The sequence below is a fragment of the Acinetobacter sp. YH18001 genome, from assembly GCF_013416975.1.
GTDB lineage: Bacteria > Pseudomonadota > Gammaproteobacteria > Pseudomonadales > Moraxellaceae > Acinetobacter > Acinetobacter pseudolwoffii.
Window position 1 is genome coordinate 28854 of record NZ_VPEU01000015.1, and the last position, 17221, is coordinate 46074.

Here is a 17221-nt window from a genome sequence, read left to right on the forward strand (position 1 = left end):
TGCTTTGGACGATAGATATGATTGTTTCTATACTATCCTGAATGCTTTAAATTGCTGCGAATTGCTGTAGCATAAGTATCTTTATGCTGAGAGTAACGCGAGCAGAGCGCTAATTTTCGAGTATGCAAAATCAATCAAGAGGGCGATTTTAATGGGATCGTCATCTGATTTATTTTTTTTAATTTTTTCATGATGAAGTGACTTGTCTTTATGCAAAATTCTATCCGTATTGGTATTGCTGGTTATGGCAACTTGGGTCGTGGCGTTGAAACCGCCATTCAAAAGAATCCAGATTTACAACTTGTGGGTATTTTTACCCGTCGTGCGCCTGAAACGGTATCTCCTTGCTTCGCAGCAACCCAAGTGTTCCATATGGACTCACTGACAGATTTTCAAGATAAAATTGATGTGCTCATTTTATGTGGCGGTTCAAAAGACGACTTACCGCAACAAGGTCCGATCTTGGCCAGCCAGTTTAATATTGTCGATAGTTTTGACACCCACGCACGTATTCCTGAATATTATGCGGCGGTCGATGCACCTGCAACAGCCAGCAAGAAAACTGCGATGATCTCCATTGGTTGGGATCCAGGCATGTTCTCGATCAATCGCTTATTTGGTGAAGCCTTACTGCCAGACGGTGAAACCTATACTTTCTGGGGCAAAGGCTTAAGCCAGGGTCATTCAGATGCCATTCGTCGTGTAGAAGGTGTGAAAGCAGGGGTGCAATATACCATTCCTTCAACAGAAGCAATTGAGAAAGTACGTAGTGGTGTTCGTCCAGTATTAACGACCAAAGAAAAACATACCCGTGAGTGTTATGTGGTGCTTGCAGAGGATGCAGATGCAGAAGCAGTGAAGCAAGCGATTGTGACCATGCCGGATTATTTTGCCGACTATGACACGACTGTGAATTTCATTGATGAAGCAACTTTAGCACAAGATCACCAACGTATGCCGCATGGTGGTTTTGTGATTCGTAGTGGAAACACCAGTGATGCACATAAACAAGTGCTTGAGTTTTCATTAAAACTAGAAAGTAATCCAGAATTTACAGCCAGCGTTTTAGTTGCTTATGCACGTGCAACTTATCGTTTAAATCAAATGCAGCAGTATGGTGCAAAAACAGCATTTGATGTGGCACCGGGCTTGTTGTCAATGAAATCACCTGAGCAACTTCGTAAAGAAATTCTTTAAGTCTTATCATTTAAAGTACAGCTTTGAATATTTGACGATAAAAAGCCTCCAATTGGAGGCTTTTTGATTTCTAAAATTCCCCCTCCTTTATTAAAGGATGAGGAACGATGTTCCGCAAGAGGGGAGGATTTCTAAAATCCCTCTAAATCTCTCTTTTAAAAGGGAGACTTTTAATTAAAGCAACTCAATCGCCACAGCAGTCGCTTCACCGCCACCGATACAAAGTGCAGCAATACCATGTTTACCACCGGTACGTTTCAGCGCATGAATCAAAGTCAGGATAATACGTGAACCGGTTGAACCGACAGGATGACCGAGGGCACAGGCACCGCCGTTAATGTTGACTTTTTCAGGATCAAGCTTGAACTCATCCATTGGACACATGGTCACCATGGCAAAGGCTTCATTGATTTCCCAGAGGTCGACATCTTGAGCATTCCAACCTGCTTTATCGAGAACCTTTTGAATTGCACCCACTGGCGCTATGGTAAATTCAGAAGGATGCTGTGAATTTGAAGCATAGGCAACAATTTTGGCCAAAGGATTTAAACCTTTTGCTGCGGCATGATCCGCTGAGCTAATCACCAGAGCTGATGCACCATCAGAAATTGAGCTGGCATTGGCAGCGGTAATGGTGCCGTCTTTGGCAAAGGCTGGACGCAGGGTTGGAATTTTATCAATATTGGCATTGAAGGGTTGTTCATCTTTATCAACAACCACATCACCTTTACGTGTTTTTACCGTAACTGCTACGATTTCATCAGAAAAATAGCCTTCATTCACAGCAGTTTGTGCACGTTTCAATGAGCGAATGGCGAAATCATCCATCTGTTCGCGAGTATAGCCTTTGGTATTTGCCATATCTTGGGCAAATGAACCCATCAAACGACCTGTCTCAGCATCTTCAAGACCATCTAGGAACATATGATCTTTAATTTCGCCATGTCCCATGCGGAAGCCGCCGCGCGCTTTTGGCAATACATAAGGCGCGTTGGTCATTGATTCCATCCCCCCTGCAACCACAATATTTGCAGAACCGGCTTTAATCATATCGGCTGCTTGCATCACCGCTTTCATGCCAGAACCACAGAGTTTGTTAATGGTCACAGCACCCGTTGAATCCAGAAGGCCGGCTTGACGCATCGCTTGACGGGCAGGACCTTGTTTCAAACCCGCAGGAAGGACACAACCCATAATGACTTCTTCAATATCTGCTGCTTGTAAGCCTGCGCGAGCAATCGCTTCTTTAATTGAAGCCGCACCCAATTCAGGTGCAGTTACACTGGCAAGGCTACCCTGAAAGCCACCCATGGCTGTGCGTGCACCATTGACAATTACGATATCAGTCATTGTTATATCTCCGTATGAGTTTTAATCAATTTTTCAAACATAAGCAGTATATTGAAAAAAACTCAGGATTGAAGCGCTAATCGCAGTCAATCATAAACTGCATAGTTCTGTTAGCAAGAAGGGAGACTTTCTACCCGGATATGCCCCATTTTACTCAGTACAATACGCTGCTGGCTGGAAAGTTGAGCAGAACAATAATAGAAACTACCATTCGAACCAATCGGAAGGGCGGTATGTGCCTGATAAGTGACACTTGGTGAACTTAATGCGCCTCGCCAACTCAGGTTGCCATATTTAAGATTTAGAGCATCAATGTGTAAAATTTGTTCGCCTGCATCGACTTGCCGGTTTTTATTTTTATCAATAAAGACCAGTATATTTTTATTCCATTGATTGGGGTGACAGCTGAGTGAATCCTGACTGGGACAGATCACAATATTCTGGTGAAACACGGCAGCCTGACTACGTGCATAACGGTTAACCGCAGATAATTTGATAGGAATCTGTTTGGCTTCCTGTCTGGACTGATATTCATGAAAGTAAGGCAGGGCAATACTGGCCAAAATTGCAAGCACTGCAACACAGATAATCAATTCAACAATAGTGAACGCTCTTGTTATTTTTCTATACATAGAGTTACCTGATTTATATATTATTTTTATAGGAAACATGTTATTAATTATGCGTTTTTTATGCTTTGTTGAGCGTGTAATTTAGCTGTTACTCAAAATTCAAGAAAGCTATTAAAAAATAATTGGCAATCACAATAGGTCATTCAGAATAAAAAATTGAGTAAAAAATTACTGAATTACAACGGAAATTGTAAGTAATTTTGTCAATAATTTACTTGATTAAATTAATCAAGCACTTGGAAAAATAATAAAGTGTTTGTATGATGCCATGTGAATAGCTTAAGAATAAAACTGGGGTAATAAAAAGCCTATCTCAGGATGGCCTATTACGGGCTTGAGCTTGAACAACAATTGTTATCTCTGGAGGATAAATCCATGAAAATGAGTCGTATTGCTTTAGCTATGCTTGTAGCTGCACCTTTTGCTGCTGCAAATGCAGGCGTAACTGTTACTCCGTTGATGTTAGGTTATACATTCCAAGACACTCAGCACAACAATGGCGGTAATGATGGTGAGTTAACAACTTCTGGTCAAATGGAAGATGATTTATTTGTAGGTGCTGCTATTGGTGTAGAACTTACTCCTTGGTTAGGTTTTGAAGCTGAATATAGCCAAGTAAAAGGCGATATGACAGGTCTACCTGGTGCTGAATATAAAGGTCAGAACATTGCAGGTAACTTCTACGCAACTTCTGATGTATTCACTGGCAACTATGACAGCAAAGTGAAGCCATACATGCTTCTAGGTGCTGGTCACTACAAATATGAATTTGATGGTGCTACTGAAGCTCAATTAGGTCGTGTTGGTCGTGGTTTTGAAGAAGAAGGTACTCTAGGTAACGCAGGTGTCGGTGCATTCTGGCACATCAACGATGCCTTGGCACTACGTACTGAAGCTCGTGGTACTTACCACTTTGACGAAAAATTCTGGAACTATACAGCGCTTGCTGGTCTTAACGTAGTTCTAGGTGGCCGTCTGAAACCAGCTGCTCCAGTAGTAGAAGTTGCTCCAGTTGAGCCTGTAACTCCGGTTGCTCCAGCTCCACAAGAGTTGACTGAAGACCTGAACATGGAACTTCGTGTGTTCTTTGATACCAACAAATCAAACATCAAAGATCAATACAAACCTGAAATCGCGAAAGTTGCTGAGAAGCTAGTTGAATATCCAAACGCTACTGCTCGCATCGAAGGTCACACTGATAACACTGGTCCACGTGCACTAAACGAACGTTTGTCTCTGGCTCGTGCTAACTCTGTTAAATCTTCACTTGTGAATGAATACAACGTAGATGCATCTCGCTTGTCTACTCAAGGTTTCGCTTGGGATCAACCGATTGCTGACAACAACACTAAAGAAGGTCGTGCTATGAACCGTCGTGTATTCGCGACAATCACTGGTAGCCGTACTGTACTAGTTGAAGGTCAACAACAAGCTCAATAATTAATTATTGAATTGTTAAAAAAGCGGCTCCTATGAGCCGCTTTTTTTATATCTGAATTTTGACTACACTACCTAGGCACTGAAAATGTAGTTGAGTAAAAGCGTGAGTATAGAAATTCCGGAAGATTTACAAAATCTGGAAGCTAATAGCGGAATTTTCTCGATCTGGATGATTTTCCATCATTATGGAATTGACCTGCATATTCCGGACTTGGTTCAGCTCTGTCGTCACAATCCGGAAATGGGAACTTCAACTATTGCCCTTGCAGTGGCTTTGCAGACGCTGGGACTGGATGTTGCTTTTTTTAGCGAATATGATGCAGATAAACAGCCAGTCGAGCTTGATTTTTATCAACAAGTACAGACACTTAAAATACCTGTTGAAGAGCGTGTGATCTCTTATACAGAAATCCAGCAGCAGGTGGAAGCAGGCCGTTTCGTGATTGTTTTCTACGATACCTTAGAAGGGGTCGGTAATCATTCATTGATCTATGCAATAGATGAACATGAGATCAGTTTCTTTGACAGTTTTGATGCGATGCCGGCAGATGTATTCGAGCAGCAGCGTCAGGCAGAGGGGATCTGTCAGCAAGTGATTGTGATTGATGACCGTAATTTTGTCATGCGGCATAACTAATCTAAGAAATTAAAAAATCAGCCCGTAGACTGATTTTTTAATTTATGATGGTTTATTCCTGATCAAGTTTCATGGGTTGTACATCCATCTCTTGATAAGACACCAGTTTGGATTTTTTCTTCCATTTGTATCCGAACCAGATTGCCAAGAACAATGGAATACTGATATAGGTCGAGAGAACCCCCATCCATTGACCTGCCAGAACATCCTGATAGTTTTGACCAAGGACGACAATCGCACAGAGAATAAAAGCAAACCAAGGAGCAAAGGGGAAGAACTTGGCGCGATAAGCCAGATCTTCCAGTTTGTAGCCTTGAGCCAAGTAACCTTTGCGGAAGCGATAGTGTGAAATCGCAATCCCGAGCCAGACAATAAAGCCGCACATGCCCGACATATTGAGTAGCCAGTTAAAGACTTCCTGTTCACCGAAGAAGGTGGTCAGGAAACACAGTGCTGCGATCGCAGTGGTGGCATACAGGGCATTCATCGGTACACCACGTGGATCCAGACGGCCAAACAGTTTTGGCGCACTACCTTTACGTGCCATATCAAATAGCATGCGTGTAGATGAATACATGCCTGAGTTACCCGCAGACAGAATGGCTGTCAAAATCACCGCATTCATAATGCTCGCAGCAAAGGCAAAGCCGGCCTTTTCATAGAGCAGGGTAAAAGGAGAAAGCGCAATATTGTCGGTCGCAGCCGCCTGTAATAAGCGTGGGTCATTGTAGGCAATTAATGTGCCGATAATGAAAATACACACGATATAAAATAACAGGATACGCCAGAAAATCTGCTTGATTGCCACCGGAATGGTTTTCTTTGGATCTTTCGATTCGCCCGCAGCCACCCCGACCATTTCGGTTCCTTGAAAGGAGAATCCGGCAATCATCGCCACGCCAATTAAGGCTTGGAAACCACCGACAAAAGGTGCGTCACCAATACTCCAGTTGGCAAATGCTTCTGCGCCTGGGGTCAGCATAATCTTCACGATCATCCAGATACCGATAATGATAAAGGCAATAATCGCGACAACTTTCACCAGAGAGAAGAAGAATTCAGATTCACCAAAGCCTTTAACTGTCAGGGCATTAATCCCAAAAATAATGGCCAGGAAAATTGCACTCCAATAAACACCAGGAATATCGGGAAACCAGAATTTCATGATGAACTGAACGGCAACCAGCTCAAAAGCTACGGTAATGGCCCAGTTGTACCAGTAGTTCCAGCCCAAGGCGAAACCAAAACCGCCCTCGACATATTTAGTGCCATAAGTGAAAAATGCACCCGAGGTGGGATTATGCGTGGCGAGTTCGCCCAAACTGGTCATCAAGAAATAAATCATGACACCAATCAGTGCATAAGCAAGTAGTGCTCCGCCTGGCCCGGCATTGGCAATGGTCGCACCCGAGGCCAGGAATAGACCTGTACCGATGGATCCGCCAATGGCGATCATATTCAGATGACGAGCACCCAGCTTACGCTGCAGCTGCATCGTATTTTGCGTTTCGCTCATCATGATTCCTTAACATTTTTTTGTGTGCTAGCGAACAGCACTTTAAAGCCTTGTTGATCCGCTTTCACTGTGCAGCGACCAAAGTTTTGTTCAATCAGGGTCGGGTAGTTTAAGAAACGGTTGGCCACGATCCAAAGCTCGCCACCTGATTTTAAATGACGACGCGAAGTTTTACACAAGGTTTCGCTGGCCGTGTAATCGGTCTCGATTCCCATATGAAAAGGCGGATTACTGACAATGGCATGCAAGAACAAGGGTGCATCAGCAATGCCAGTGACCGCTTTAATTTCGATCTGTTCAGGGCTAAGCTGGTTTTCATCAAAGGTCATTTGGGTGGAGGCCAGCGCAAAGGCATCCACATCCATGGCAAAAATCCGGTTTTTCGGATTCAACTTTGCCAGATACGCACTAATCACACCTGCGCCACAACCAAAGTCAGCGATTTTACCCGAGGTAACTTGTGACAAATAAGGTAATAAGGTGGCAGTCCCGATATCTAAACGGTTTTGACTAAACACGCCCGGCAGGGCACAAATATTCAGGTCACCATTCGGGGTCGAGACGCTATAACGCTGTGCCCAGTCAGCAAGTGATTTTTTCTCGACCGTGTGGTCTAGAACCAGTTGCCAAAGCTGGCAATGACGTGCGCTATCCAGTTTGAGGGTTTTACCATAAGGCTGCAACTGTTTGGCTGCACGCTCTATCCCGCCTTTCTTTTCACCGACCAGGAAAATACTGCTGCCCGGTTTAAGTTGTGCTGCCACATTATGCAGTAAATAATTGAGCAGTTCTTTAGACTTGGGTACAAAAATAACCGCCTGATCAAACTCAGCTTCAGGCATCTCTGCGCCAAAGTGGACATCTGCTTGTTGCGACTGGAAATATTGAAAATCATTAAAATTCCATGTCCAGACAGCGGGATTGATAGAGGCATCGAATTCAGCGAGTAGATCATCTGTCGGTGCATTAATGAGTAAGATGCGACCCGACAAAAAATCATATTGTCTTAATAAAACTTCGCTTTTAGGATCCATAGGTATCTCTCCAATATAAAGAACACTGCCTAAGTCTGACCTAGACAGTGTTCTTTGGACATGAAATTACTTCTTTGTTTCAGGAAGTACAACATTCAGAATAAGGGCAGCAATACCGCCAGTAGCAACGCCTGAGCTAAAGATATTACGGAATAACTCAGGAAGATGCTCAAGAATTTGTGGAACTTGTGCAACACCTAAACCCAGTGCCAGTGAAATCGCAATAATCAGCAGGGCACGGCGGTCCAGATGTACGCCAGACAGAATATTAATGCCGGAAGCTGCTACTGCACCAAACATCACCATCACTGCACCACCCAGTACCGCTTGCGGAACCGCCTGGATAATCCCGGCAACCGCAGGCAGCAAACCCAGAATGATCAGTAAAGCAGCAATCCAGATGCCGACATAACGGCTCGCTACACCCGTCAACTGAATCACACCGTTATTTTGTGCAAATACCGAACTTGGGAAGGTGTTAAAAATACCGGCAAGGAATGAATTGGCGCCATTGACCAGTACACCGCCTTTAATGCGTTGCATCCATTTTGGACCATCGACCGGCTGGTTAGAAAGCTTCGAGGTCGCCGTGATATCGCCAATCGCTTCTAAAGAGGTCACCAGATAAATGAATGCCATCGGAATAAACAGGCTCCAGGAGAAGCTTAAACCGAAATGCATTGGAGTTGGAATCTGTACCAGTGGGGCATCTTTTAAGCCGGAAAAATCCAGATGGCCCATAAAGCCGGCCAGAATATAACCACAAACCAGGGCGATCAAAATGGCAGAACTTTTTACCCAGGTAATCCGGATACGGTTCAGGATAATGATCAGCGCCAAGACTGTGCAGGACATGATCAGGTTGTCTGCATTGGCAAAAGTTTTATCGCTCATGGCCTGATAACCACCGCCCATACTGATTAGACCTTCTTTAATTAAGGTTAAACCAATCAGAAGGACGACAATCCCGGTTACCAAAGGGGTAATCAGTTTTTTTATCCAAGGCAGAATCTGGGACACGCCCATTTCAATAAATGCACCTGCAATCACCACACCAAAAATTGCTGCCATGACTGACTCAACTGGCGTACCGGCAGCAACCATGGCTGAACCAATACCAATAATTGGGCCGATAAAGTTAAAGCTGGTTCCCTGAACAATCAACAGACCGGCACCAAAAGGTCCGACTTTTTTAGACTGTAAAAAAGTCGCGATACCCGAGATCACCAGGGACATGGACAAAATCATGTTGGTATCTTCTTTGGATACCCCAAGTGCCAGACAAATTAGCAAGCCAGGGGTCACGATCGGGACAATAATTGCCAATAAATGTTGGAATGCAGCTAAAAAAGCAATAAATGGTTTTGGACGATCATCCAGACCATATACCAGGTCGAGTTGATCTTTAGGAGGAGGAGATTGATTAAAATCAGACATGTGTCAATGCAAATTAAGGCAGGGTGGCGCTATTCTAATCGAGTTACACGCCTTTACAAAATCAAAAAAAGCCCATCTCCTTAAAAAAAGTTGAGGAGTGTGGTAACAGTGACTATAAAAGTTTTGTATTTTTCTGTATAATTTGCCCTCAAATTACATACGCATTGAATTTACATGTCAGATATTAAAACTCTCCGTAACATCGCCATTATTGCGCACGTCGATCATGGTAAAACCACTCTTGTAGACAAACTTTTGCAACAATCAGGTGCTCTCGGTGATCGCGCGGGTGAGATTGAGCGTGTCATGGATTCTGGCGCTATCGAAAGTGAACGTGGTATTACCATTCTTGCAAAAAACACTGCAATTAAATGGACGGATGCACGTACCAATACTGAATACCGTATTAACATCGTGGACACCCCGGGACACGCCGACTTCGGTGGTGAAGTTGAACGTGTAATGTCGATGGTTGACTGCGTACTTCTTCTTGTCGATTCACAAGAAGGCCCGATGCCACAAACACGTTTCGTAACGCAAAAAGCGTTCGCACGTGGTTTGAAGCCAATCGTAATTATTAACAAAGTTGATAAGCCAAGCGCACGTCCAGACTGGGTGATTGACCAGGTATTCGATTTGTTCGATAACTTAGGTGGTTCTGACGAACAGTTAGACTTCCCGGTCGTTTATGCATCTGGTCTTCGTGGTGTGGCGGGTCCTTCTCCAGAAGAACTTGCTGACGACATGACACCATTGTTCCAAACAATTGTAGACATCGTTGAACCGCCAGCAGTTGACGTTGATGGTCCATTCCAAATGCAAGTGTCTTCACTTGACTATAACAGCTTCGTAGGCGTTATCGGTGTTGGTCGTATTCAACGTGGTTCAGTTAAATTGAACACGCAAGTGACTGTAATCGACAAAGAAGGCAAAACACGTAACGGTCGTATCTTAAAAATCATGGGTTATCATGGTTTAGATCGTGTGGACATCGAAGAAGCCAATGCAGGTGATATCGTTTGCGTAACAGGTATCGATGCATTGAACATTTCTGACACGATTTGTGATCCGAAAGCTGTTGAAGCGCTTCCACCGCTTTCTGTAGATGAACCTACAGTCACAATGACATTCCAGGTAAACAACTCACCGTTTGCTGGTAAAGAAGGTAAATTCGTAACTTCACGTAACATTCGTGAGCGTCTAGATCGCGAATTGATCCACAACGTCGCATTACGTGTTGAAGACACTGACAGTCCTGACCGTTTCAAAGTGTCTGGCCGTGGTGAACTTCACCTTTCAGTTTTAATTGAGAACATGCGCCGTGAAGGCTTCGAGATGGGTGTATCTCGTCCGCAAGTCATCTTGAAAGAAATTGACGGTCAAATGCAAGAACCGTACGAAAACGTGACTTTTGACGTTGAAGAACAGCACCAAGGTTCTGTAATGGAGCAAATGGGCAGCCGTAAAGGCGAGATGACCAATATGGAAGTTGACGGTAAAGGCCGTATCCGTATTGAAGCAACTGTTCCTTCACGTGGCTTGATCGGTTTCCGTTCTGAATTCATGACGATGACTTCAGGTACGGGTATCATGACATCAAGCTTCTCGCATTATGGTCCAATGAAACAAGGCCAAGTTGCGAAACGTCAAAACGGTGTGTTGATCTCTATGGTTCAAGGTACTTGCCTGGGCTATGCATTGTTCACATTACAAGACCGTGGTCGTCTATTCGCTAAGCCTCAGTTAGAAGTTTACGAAGGTATGATTATTGGTATTAACTCACGTTCTGACGACATGACTGTGAACCCGACTAAGGCAAAACAGTTAACCAACGTACGTGCATCTGGTACTGATGAAGCATTAACACTTGTTCCTGCAGTTGAATATACGCTTGAACAAGCGCTTGAATTCATTGAAGATGACGAACTAGTTGAAGTAACACCGAAGTCAATCCGTATCCGTAAGCGTTATTTGACTGAAAACGAACGTAAACGTAACCGTTCAGGTAAATAATCTGTAAATTATTGATCTAAGATTCCTAAAGCCGCAATCTTTTCAAAGGTTGCGGTTTTTTGTATTAAAATTTTAACTAGAACCATAAAACTTATAAAAAACATCACCTTATATGAAAATGAAATCACTTATAATTAATGTATAATTCATCACAAACTTTAAAATGAATTATTGGAGAAAAAATGAGTATTATTCAAGAATTTAAAGAGTTTGCTGTCAAAGGCAATGTGATGGACCTCGCGGTCGGTGTCATTATTGGTGGAGCATTTGGTAAAATTATTGATTCTTTTGTAAAAGATATCATCATGCCAATCGTTAGCTGGATTTTAGGTGGGGATGTTGACTATTCTAACTGGTTCCTAGTACTGGGTGATAATCCTAATAATGTCACTTCTTTGGCAAATGCACAGGCTGAAGGCCTGAATGTATTTGCTTATGGTAACTTCCTAACGATTCTGATTAATTTCCTGTTGTTGGCATGGGTGGTATTCTTACTGGTGAAAATGATGAATAAACTTCGTCGTAAACAGGCAGAAGAAGCACCTGCACCTGAAGCCACCCCTGAAGATATCGAATTACTGCGTGAAATTCGTGATGAATTGAAAAAACGTCCTGAAGCATAAGCGTTCTGACACAAATAAAAAAACGGCGCCTCTTGCGCCGTTTTTTTAATCCGCCTAAATCCCCCCTTTTGTTAAAGGGAGGTGGGGAGAGATTTATAAGATTAAAAATCCATTCGGAACTTAATTTCTACCAAATGAAAACCAAACTGGCTTTTGACCGGACCATGTAAGACCCGTTCAGCAGCCGTAAACACCAGCTTATCAATGACAGGCACCAGTTGGCCTTTTTTCACTTCGCCCAGTTCTCCGCCACGCTTGGCAGAATTACAGGTTGAATATTGTCTGGCGATTTTATTAAAGTCAGCGCCACTCAAAATCTTCTTTTTAAGCTGCTCGGCAGTTTCTTTATCTTTAACCAGAATATGACGCACAATGGCTGTTTTCATGACTTTTTCCCTCGTACAGTTGCCAGTTTTTTGACAGGGAGTTGCATCTTTTTCAAAGGCTGACATTCTGGACAGAACACAGAAGCACGTTGTCCCAGTTTAATATTTTCAAGCGTGGTCTCACAGTTCACGCACATTTCCCCGGCACGACCATAGGCCAGCAGCGTTTGCTGAAAATAGCCATTTTCCCCCATGGCGTTGGTGTAATCCCGTAATGTCGACCCGCCTAAATCAATGGCCTGTTTTAATATGCGCTTGATTTCCAGCACTAATTTTTCGATCTGTGCCAAGCTTAAAGTCGAGGCGGGTTGTGCTGGATGAATGCCCATATTGAACAGACTTTCGGTTGCATAAATATTGCCGACACCTACCACCACATGGTTATCCATAATCGCAACTTTGGTGCCAACATTTTTATTTTTCAATTTTTCAAATAAATACTGAGAATTAAAATTTTCACTCAGGGGTTCTGGTCCCAGCGTATCAATCAGTTTGCTTTGTGACTGCGCATCCAGCCATAAAATACAGCCAAAACGACGCGGATCATGATAACGCAGTTCAATATCATCAAACTGAATAATCAGATGATCATGTTTGCGTAATTCTTCAGTTGTTTCACACAAACGAAAGCTGCCAGACATGCCTAAATGCCAGAGCATGGTGTCGTGCTCAAACTCAGCCAGAATATATTTGGAACGGCGCGACAGGTTGAGTAATTTCTGCCCGACCAGCTTTTGTATATTTTCGGGAATGGGCCAGCGCAAACTTGACTGACGGATTTCAACCCGTTTTACACGTTGTTCTAACAAGGGTAATAAACTGGTTTTGGTGGTTTCTACTTCTGGTAATTCAGGCATAACACATCAGAGGCGAGGGAGATGCAGCTAATATTGGGCGAATTTACGGAGATTACAAGTCTTAATGGGGATGCAACCATTAGAAAATGACTGGGGATTTCATGTTTACTGGAGGTGTAAGAGCTTAAAGAATAAGCTGTTTTTTTGCATGTTTAGACCAAAAATTAAAGAAATAAAAGGAATGCAAAAATAAATAAATCCTAAGTTTTTGAAAAACATATAAATAATTTAACTATTTTGAAATAAAATTATATTTTTTGTATTAAGGCATAACTAAAAGTTTAATCAATAATAAAAAAAATAATAAGAATTTATAGGAAAAGTTATGTAAATTCATGCACCTAATAGCAATTTTAAAAACCTTGCTTGTTTTTCTCTCCGAATGTTTAGGTTTTACATGAAATATTTAGGTTTCGCTTTATTGCCATTAATGGCTGCCATGACAACCGCGCAGGCAGAATCTGCATTTGATCCGCAAGGTCAATATTTACTAGGGGGTTGGAATGGTCAACGTACAGAACTGGCTCAGCAAGGGATTAAATTTGAAGCCAATCTGCTAACTGATACAGCCTATCTTGCGGATGGTGGCCGGAATGCAGGCGCAGATCCATTAACTTCTGCCCAGTTATGGTTGGGAACTCAACTGGACCTGGAAAAACTGGCAGGATGGAACGGTGTCACGGTACGTGCTGCAATGAGTGCGCGCCAAGGCCAAAGTACGTCTATCCGTGATTTGCAAGATCCATCAGCGCCACAGATGGCCAATGCACAAGGTACGTTTGGGCGTGGCAATCAGGATAGCCGTCTGAGTGAACTTTCGATTGAAAAGAATTATAAAGAACAAGGACTGAGTATTAAGGCTGGCCGTTTGGGGCTGGGCATGGACTTTAATGTGATGGCCTGTGATTTTGCCAGTACAGCATTTTGTGCTGCGCAGATGGGTAAATGGCAAGGCAATATCTGGATGAATACGCCAGTATCACAATGGGGTGCGCGTATAAAGCAGCAGCTAAACCCTGAACTTGCAGTACAAGTCGGTGTTTATGAGTTTAATCCGGACAATGGCAATGGGGCTAAAGAAGATCAAGGCTGGAGTTTGGATACTGAGCATGCCGATGGCGTGACCATTCCAGCAGAAATTGTATGGACACCCAAATCACTCATCAATAACTTGCCGGGTAGCTACCGTGTGGGTGGAATGTACAATACTGCGGATGATCCAATCAATCAAAAAGATATTGTCACTGGTCAAGCTGAAGATCGTACCTTTGCAGGCTGGTTGGCCATTGAACAGCAATTAACTTCAACAGGTCAGGGGCGTCAGGGCCTGCATTCATTTGCCAATTTCACCTGGCATGACCGTGTAACCAATAAAGTCGATCATTCACAACAGCTTGGGGTGAAATATATTGGCCTGCTCGACAGTCAACCGAATGATATTTTGGGTCTGGCAGTTAACCGTGTGCACGTGAATAATCGCTTTGCAGATTCGCGTCCAGCATTCAATGCCGATGCAGAATACAATATCGAACTTAACTATAGCTATAATGCAACAAAGTGGCTGATGCTACGTCCAAACCTGCAATATGTAGTCAATCCAGGGGCAACCAACAACGTAGATAATGCACTGCTACTTGGTTTAACCAGCCGCATCATCTTCTAAAAAGTGATCGTTCACGTTATAACTAAACAGGCTTTTTAAAGCCTGTTTTTTATTGCCCGATCATACTTCACATGAATAAAGAGGGATTGCCACGTGACATTATTATTTCAACCGCTAAAGTTTGGTTCATTATCACTCAGCAATAAAATTATTATTGCACCCATGTGTCAATATTCAGCCACAGATGAGGGTGAAATCACGTATTGGCATGAGCAGCAATGGGCGAATTATGCGCTCTCTGGCGCCGGACTCTGTATTGTCGAGGCGACTGCTGTACAACCAGAAGGTCGTATCAGTTATGCAGACCTGGGATTGTGGAATGATCAGCAAGCTGCCCAGATCAAAGCATTATTGGCCAAAGTTAAATCTATATCGCCAATGCCATTTGCTATCCAGCTTGCACATGCCGGACGTAAAGCCTCTACAGATAAACCATGGGCAGGTAGAGGCCAGTTTAAACCGGATGAGGCACATGGCTGGCAAACTGTTTCTGCCAGTGATCTTCCTTTTCAGGCAGACGAACATCCTCCTAAAGCGCTGAATCAGGCAGAGATTGATCAGGTCATTGCAGACTTTGCAGAAAGTGCCAAACGCGCAGTTGATGCAGGCTTTGACCTGATTGAACTACATGCAGCACATGGTTATCTGTTACATCAGTTTATGTCGCCACTTTCCAATAAGCGTGAGGATAAATATGGTGGTTCACTGGAAAACCGGATTCGCCTGACGCTGGAAGTATTGCAAGCGATGAAGGCAGCAGTTCCGGAAGATTATCCAATCGGAGTGCGTATTTCAGCGAGTGACTGGATGGAGCATGAGGATAGCTGGAATATTGATTCTTCGGTTGAACTCTCTAAAGCCCTCGAAGCGGTGGGCGCAGCTTATATTCATATTTCCAGTGCCGGTTTACATGTCAAACAGAACATTGATGTGAAACCGAACTATCAAGTACCTTTTGCAGATACCATCAAAAAAGCCGTCAATATTCCGGTAATTGCTGTAGGTTTAATTACCGAAGCAGAACAGGCAGAACATATTCTGCAAAAAGGGCAGGCCGATGCCATCGCTATTGCACGCGCGATTCTCTACGATCCACATTGGCCTTGGCATGCAGCTGCGGCACTTGAAGAAAAACTAAAAATTTCACCCCAATATCTTCGCAGTGCTCCGCATGGTCTAAACCATTTGTTTGAGCCTTTTTAACAATCTTTTCTAAGCAGGAAGGTCGTATAATAGTCACTCATTGCAAATGAGGACGCTGCATTATGATTTTTGCGGTCATTGTGCCCATTTTTTTATTGTTGGCACTGGGTTATCTGACTGTAAAAAGTCAAGTGTTAGACAAAGAACAAGTGGGTACAGTCGGTGCTTTTGTCATTAAAGTGGCGTTGCCTCTGCTGTTTTTCCAGTCTCTCGCCTCTAAAGACCTGCATGAAATCTGGTATTTTGAATACTTTGCGGTGTATAGCAGCGTAACTTTACTGCTCTATGGTAGCGGTTTCTGGATGATGCGCCGTTATTTTCAGAATACGCATTCGCAGAGTGCAGTATTGTCGCTGGGCGCCGCGATGTCGAATACCGGACTTATTGGTACGGCCGTGCTTAGTCTGTTAATCGGGCAGCAGGCCATGACTTATACTTCTCTGGTGGTCATCATTGAAAGTATGTTGCTGATTCCTTTGGTACTGGTCATGGCTGCGCTGGGAACACAGCAACAGGCAAATCTTGGCTCCATTTTTAAAAGTGTGGTGCTGACTTTAGTAACAAACCCCTTATTTATGGGGGTCGTACTGGGTATGGCCTGTGCGATTTTCCAGATTAAAATTCCGCTCTATATCGATCAGGTTTTTGCCTTGATCGGGCAGACAGCATCGCCATTGGCCTTGTTTGCAATTGGTGGCGGTATTGTGGGAATGAGCCTGAAATACGTTAATCTGCAAAGTTTCTATCTGGTGTTTTCTAACAACATTATGATGCCGCTGCTGATGTATCTTGGCCTCAGTCAATTGACCAGTTTAAGTCAGGAAATGGTTCATGCGGGTACTTTGATTGCTGCCTTACCGATGCCAACAATCTTCGGTATGTTGGGACAGGCCTATGGTTTAAATGATCGAGCCTTAACACCACTGCTGATGAGCACCATCGCTGGTTTTATCGTGACCAGCGGCCTAATTGCCTTGTGGTGGGGATAGCTCATTCCAGGATTGATTCTCTCCTTATAAAAAGCCCCATATTGGCATTTTCTTTTTTAAATTCATGATTATATTTTACAGGTAGAAAAGTCAGCCGCAACTGTTTGAGGAATGCGGTGTATTGCACCGCAAGATTAAAAATGATTGTTTTTGCGACAAATTTACCAGTGGATGCTGGCTGACGAGTTTTGCGATGAGAGTATGGCTCCGCAAGATGCCTTTCTTGCGAAGCTCCGCTTCTCAT

Annotated in this window: 16 protein-coding genes; 8 read left to right on the plus strand and 8 right to left on the minus strand. The window is 43.4% G+C overall.

Annotation, left to right across the window (positions count from 1 at the left end):
• The first annotated feature begins 210 nt into the window (after positions 1-210).
• Entirely contained in the window at positions 211-1197 is a 987-nt protein-coding gene (locus FTV48_RS06925; protein WP_005169500.1) for a diaminopimelate dehydrogenase, read from the plus strand.
• Between the two features lie 174 nt (positions 1198-1371).
• On the opposite strand, the gene FTV48_RS06930 is transcribed toward FTV48_RS06925, so the two are convergent.
• Positions 1372-2547 (minus strand): thiolase family protein, encoded by a 1176-nt coding sequence (locus FTV48_RS06930; protein ID WP_179999786.1) that lies wholly within the window; start codon positions 2545-2547, stop codon positions 1372-1374.
• A gap of 110 nt (positions 2548-2657) precedes the next feature.
• Positions 2658-3179, minus strand: a complete 522-nt coding sequence (locus tag FTV48_RS06935) for a GspH/FimT family pseudopilin (protein ID WP_100535382.1) — start codon at positions 3177-3179, stop codon at positions 2658-2660.
• Between the two features lie 375 nt (positions 3180-3554).
• On the opposite strand from FTV48_RS06935, the gene omp38 reads away from it, so the two are divergent.
• Positions 3555-4619: an outer membrane protein Omp38 gene (gene omp38, locus FTV48_RS06940; RefSeq protein ID WP_179999788.1), complete on the plus strand. Its 1065-nt coding sequence runs from the start codon at positions 3555-3557 to the stop codon at positions 4617-4619.
• A gap of 103 nt (positions 4620-4722) precedes the next feature.
• The gene (locus FTV48_RS06945; protein ID WP_179999790.1) at positions 4723-5256 is read left to right on the plus strand and encodes a peptidase C39; all 534 of its coding nucleotides are present in this window, start codon (positions 4723-4725) and stop codon (positions 5254-5256) included.
• Between the two features lie 52 nt (positions 5257-5308).
• Here FTV48_RS06945 and FTV48_RS06950 read toward each other — a convergent pair whose 3' ends face one another.
• From FTV48_RS06950 to FTV48_RS06960, 3 genes are all read right to left on the minus strand, one after another.
• On the minus strand, positions 5309-6772 hold the full coding sequence (locus tag FTV48_RS06950; protein WP_005097999.1) for an amino acid permease: 1464 nt from the start codon (positions 6770-6772) through the stop codon (positions 5309-5311).
• Positions 6772-7806, minus strand: a complete 1035-nt coding sequence (locus tag FTV48_RS06955; RefSeq protein ID WP_074383488.1) for a methyltransferase — start codon at positions 7804-7806, stop codon at positions 6772-6774. Before FTV48_RS06955 ends, FTV48_RS06950 begins: the two co-directional genes overlap by 1 nt.
• 66 nt (positions 7807-7872) lie before the next feature.
• Entirely contained in the window at positions 7873-9243 is a 1371-nt protein-coding gene (locus FTV48_RS06960; protein WP_005097996.1) for a uracil-xanthine permease family protein, read from the minus strand.
• A 174-nt stretch (positions 9244-9417) separates the two neighbouring features.
• Here FTV48_RS06960 and typA point away from each other — a divergent pair, with 174 nt between their 5' ends.
• Positions 9418-11256: a translational GTPase TypA gene (gene typA, locus FTV48_RS06965; RefSeq protein ID WP_005097994.1), complete on the plus strand. Its 1839-nt coding sequence runs from the start codon at positions 9418-9420 to the stop codon at positions 11254-11256.
• A 182-nt stretch (positions 11257-11438) separates the two neighbouring features.
• Positions 11439-11879, plus strand: coding sequence for a large conductance mechanosensitive channel protein MscL (gene mscL, locus FTV48_RS06970; protein ID WP_005097993.1), 441 nt, complete (start codon positions 11439-11441; stop codon positions 11877-11879).
• Positions 11880-11980: 101 nt separating this feature from the next.
• On the opposite strand, the gene FTV48_RS06975 is transcribed toward mscL, so the two are convergent.
• Together FTV48_RS06975 and mutM are read right to left on the minus strand one after the other, a co-directional pair.
• Positions 11981-12265, minus strand: coding sequence for a peptidylprolyl isomerase (locus FTV48_RS06975; protein ID WP_005097992.1), 285 nt, complete (start codon positions 12263-12265; stop codon positions 11981-11983).
• Positions 12262-13122 (minus strand): bifunctional DNA-formamidopyrimidine glycosylase/DNA-(apurinic or apyrimidinic site) lyase, encoded by an 861-nt coding sequence (gene mutM, locus FTV48_RS06980; protein WP_005097991.1) that lies wholly within the window; start codon positions 13120-13122, stop codon positions 12262-12264. Before mutM ends, FTV48_RS06975 begins: the two co-directional genes overlap by 4 nt.
• A gap of 397 nt (positions 13123-13519) precedes the next feature.
• Here mutM and FTV48_RS06985 point away from each other — a divergent pair, with 397 nt between their 5' ends.
• From FTV48_RS06985 to FTV48_RS06995, 3 genes are all read left to right on the plus strand, one after another.
• Positions 13520-14785 carry a carbohydrate porin gene (locus FTV48_RS06985; RefSeq protein WP_179999792.1) on the plus strand — a complete coding sequence of 422 codons (1266 nt, stop codon included), beginning with the start codon at positions 13520-13522 and terminating at the stop codon, positions 14783-14785.
• A gap of 93 nt (positions 14786-14878) precedes the next feature.
• Positions 14879-15988 carry an NADH:flavin oxidoreductase/NADH oxidase gene (locus tag FTV48_RS06990; protein ID WP_100329168.1) on the plus strand — a complete coding sequence of 370 codons (1110 nt, stop codon included), beginning with the start codon at positions 14879-14881 and terminating at the stop codon, positions 15986-15988.
• A gap of 62 nt (positions 15989-16050) precedes the next feature.
• Entirely contained in the window at positions 16051-16977 is a 927-nt protein-coding gene (locus FTV48_RS06995) for an AEC family transporter (RefSeq protein WP_179999794.1), read from the plus strand.
• Position 16978: 1 nt separating this feature from the next.
• On the opposite strand, the gene FTV48_RS07000 is transcribed toward FTV48_RS06995, so the two are convergent.
• The gene (locus FTV48_RS07000; protein ID WP_100535377.1) at positions 16979-17221 is read right to left on the minus strand and encodes a hypothetical protein; all 243 of its coding nucleotides are present in this window, start codon (positions 17219-17221) and stop codon (positions 16979-16981) included.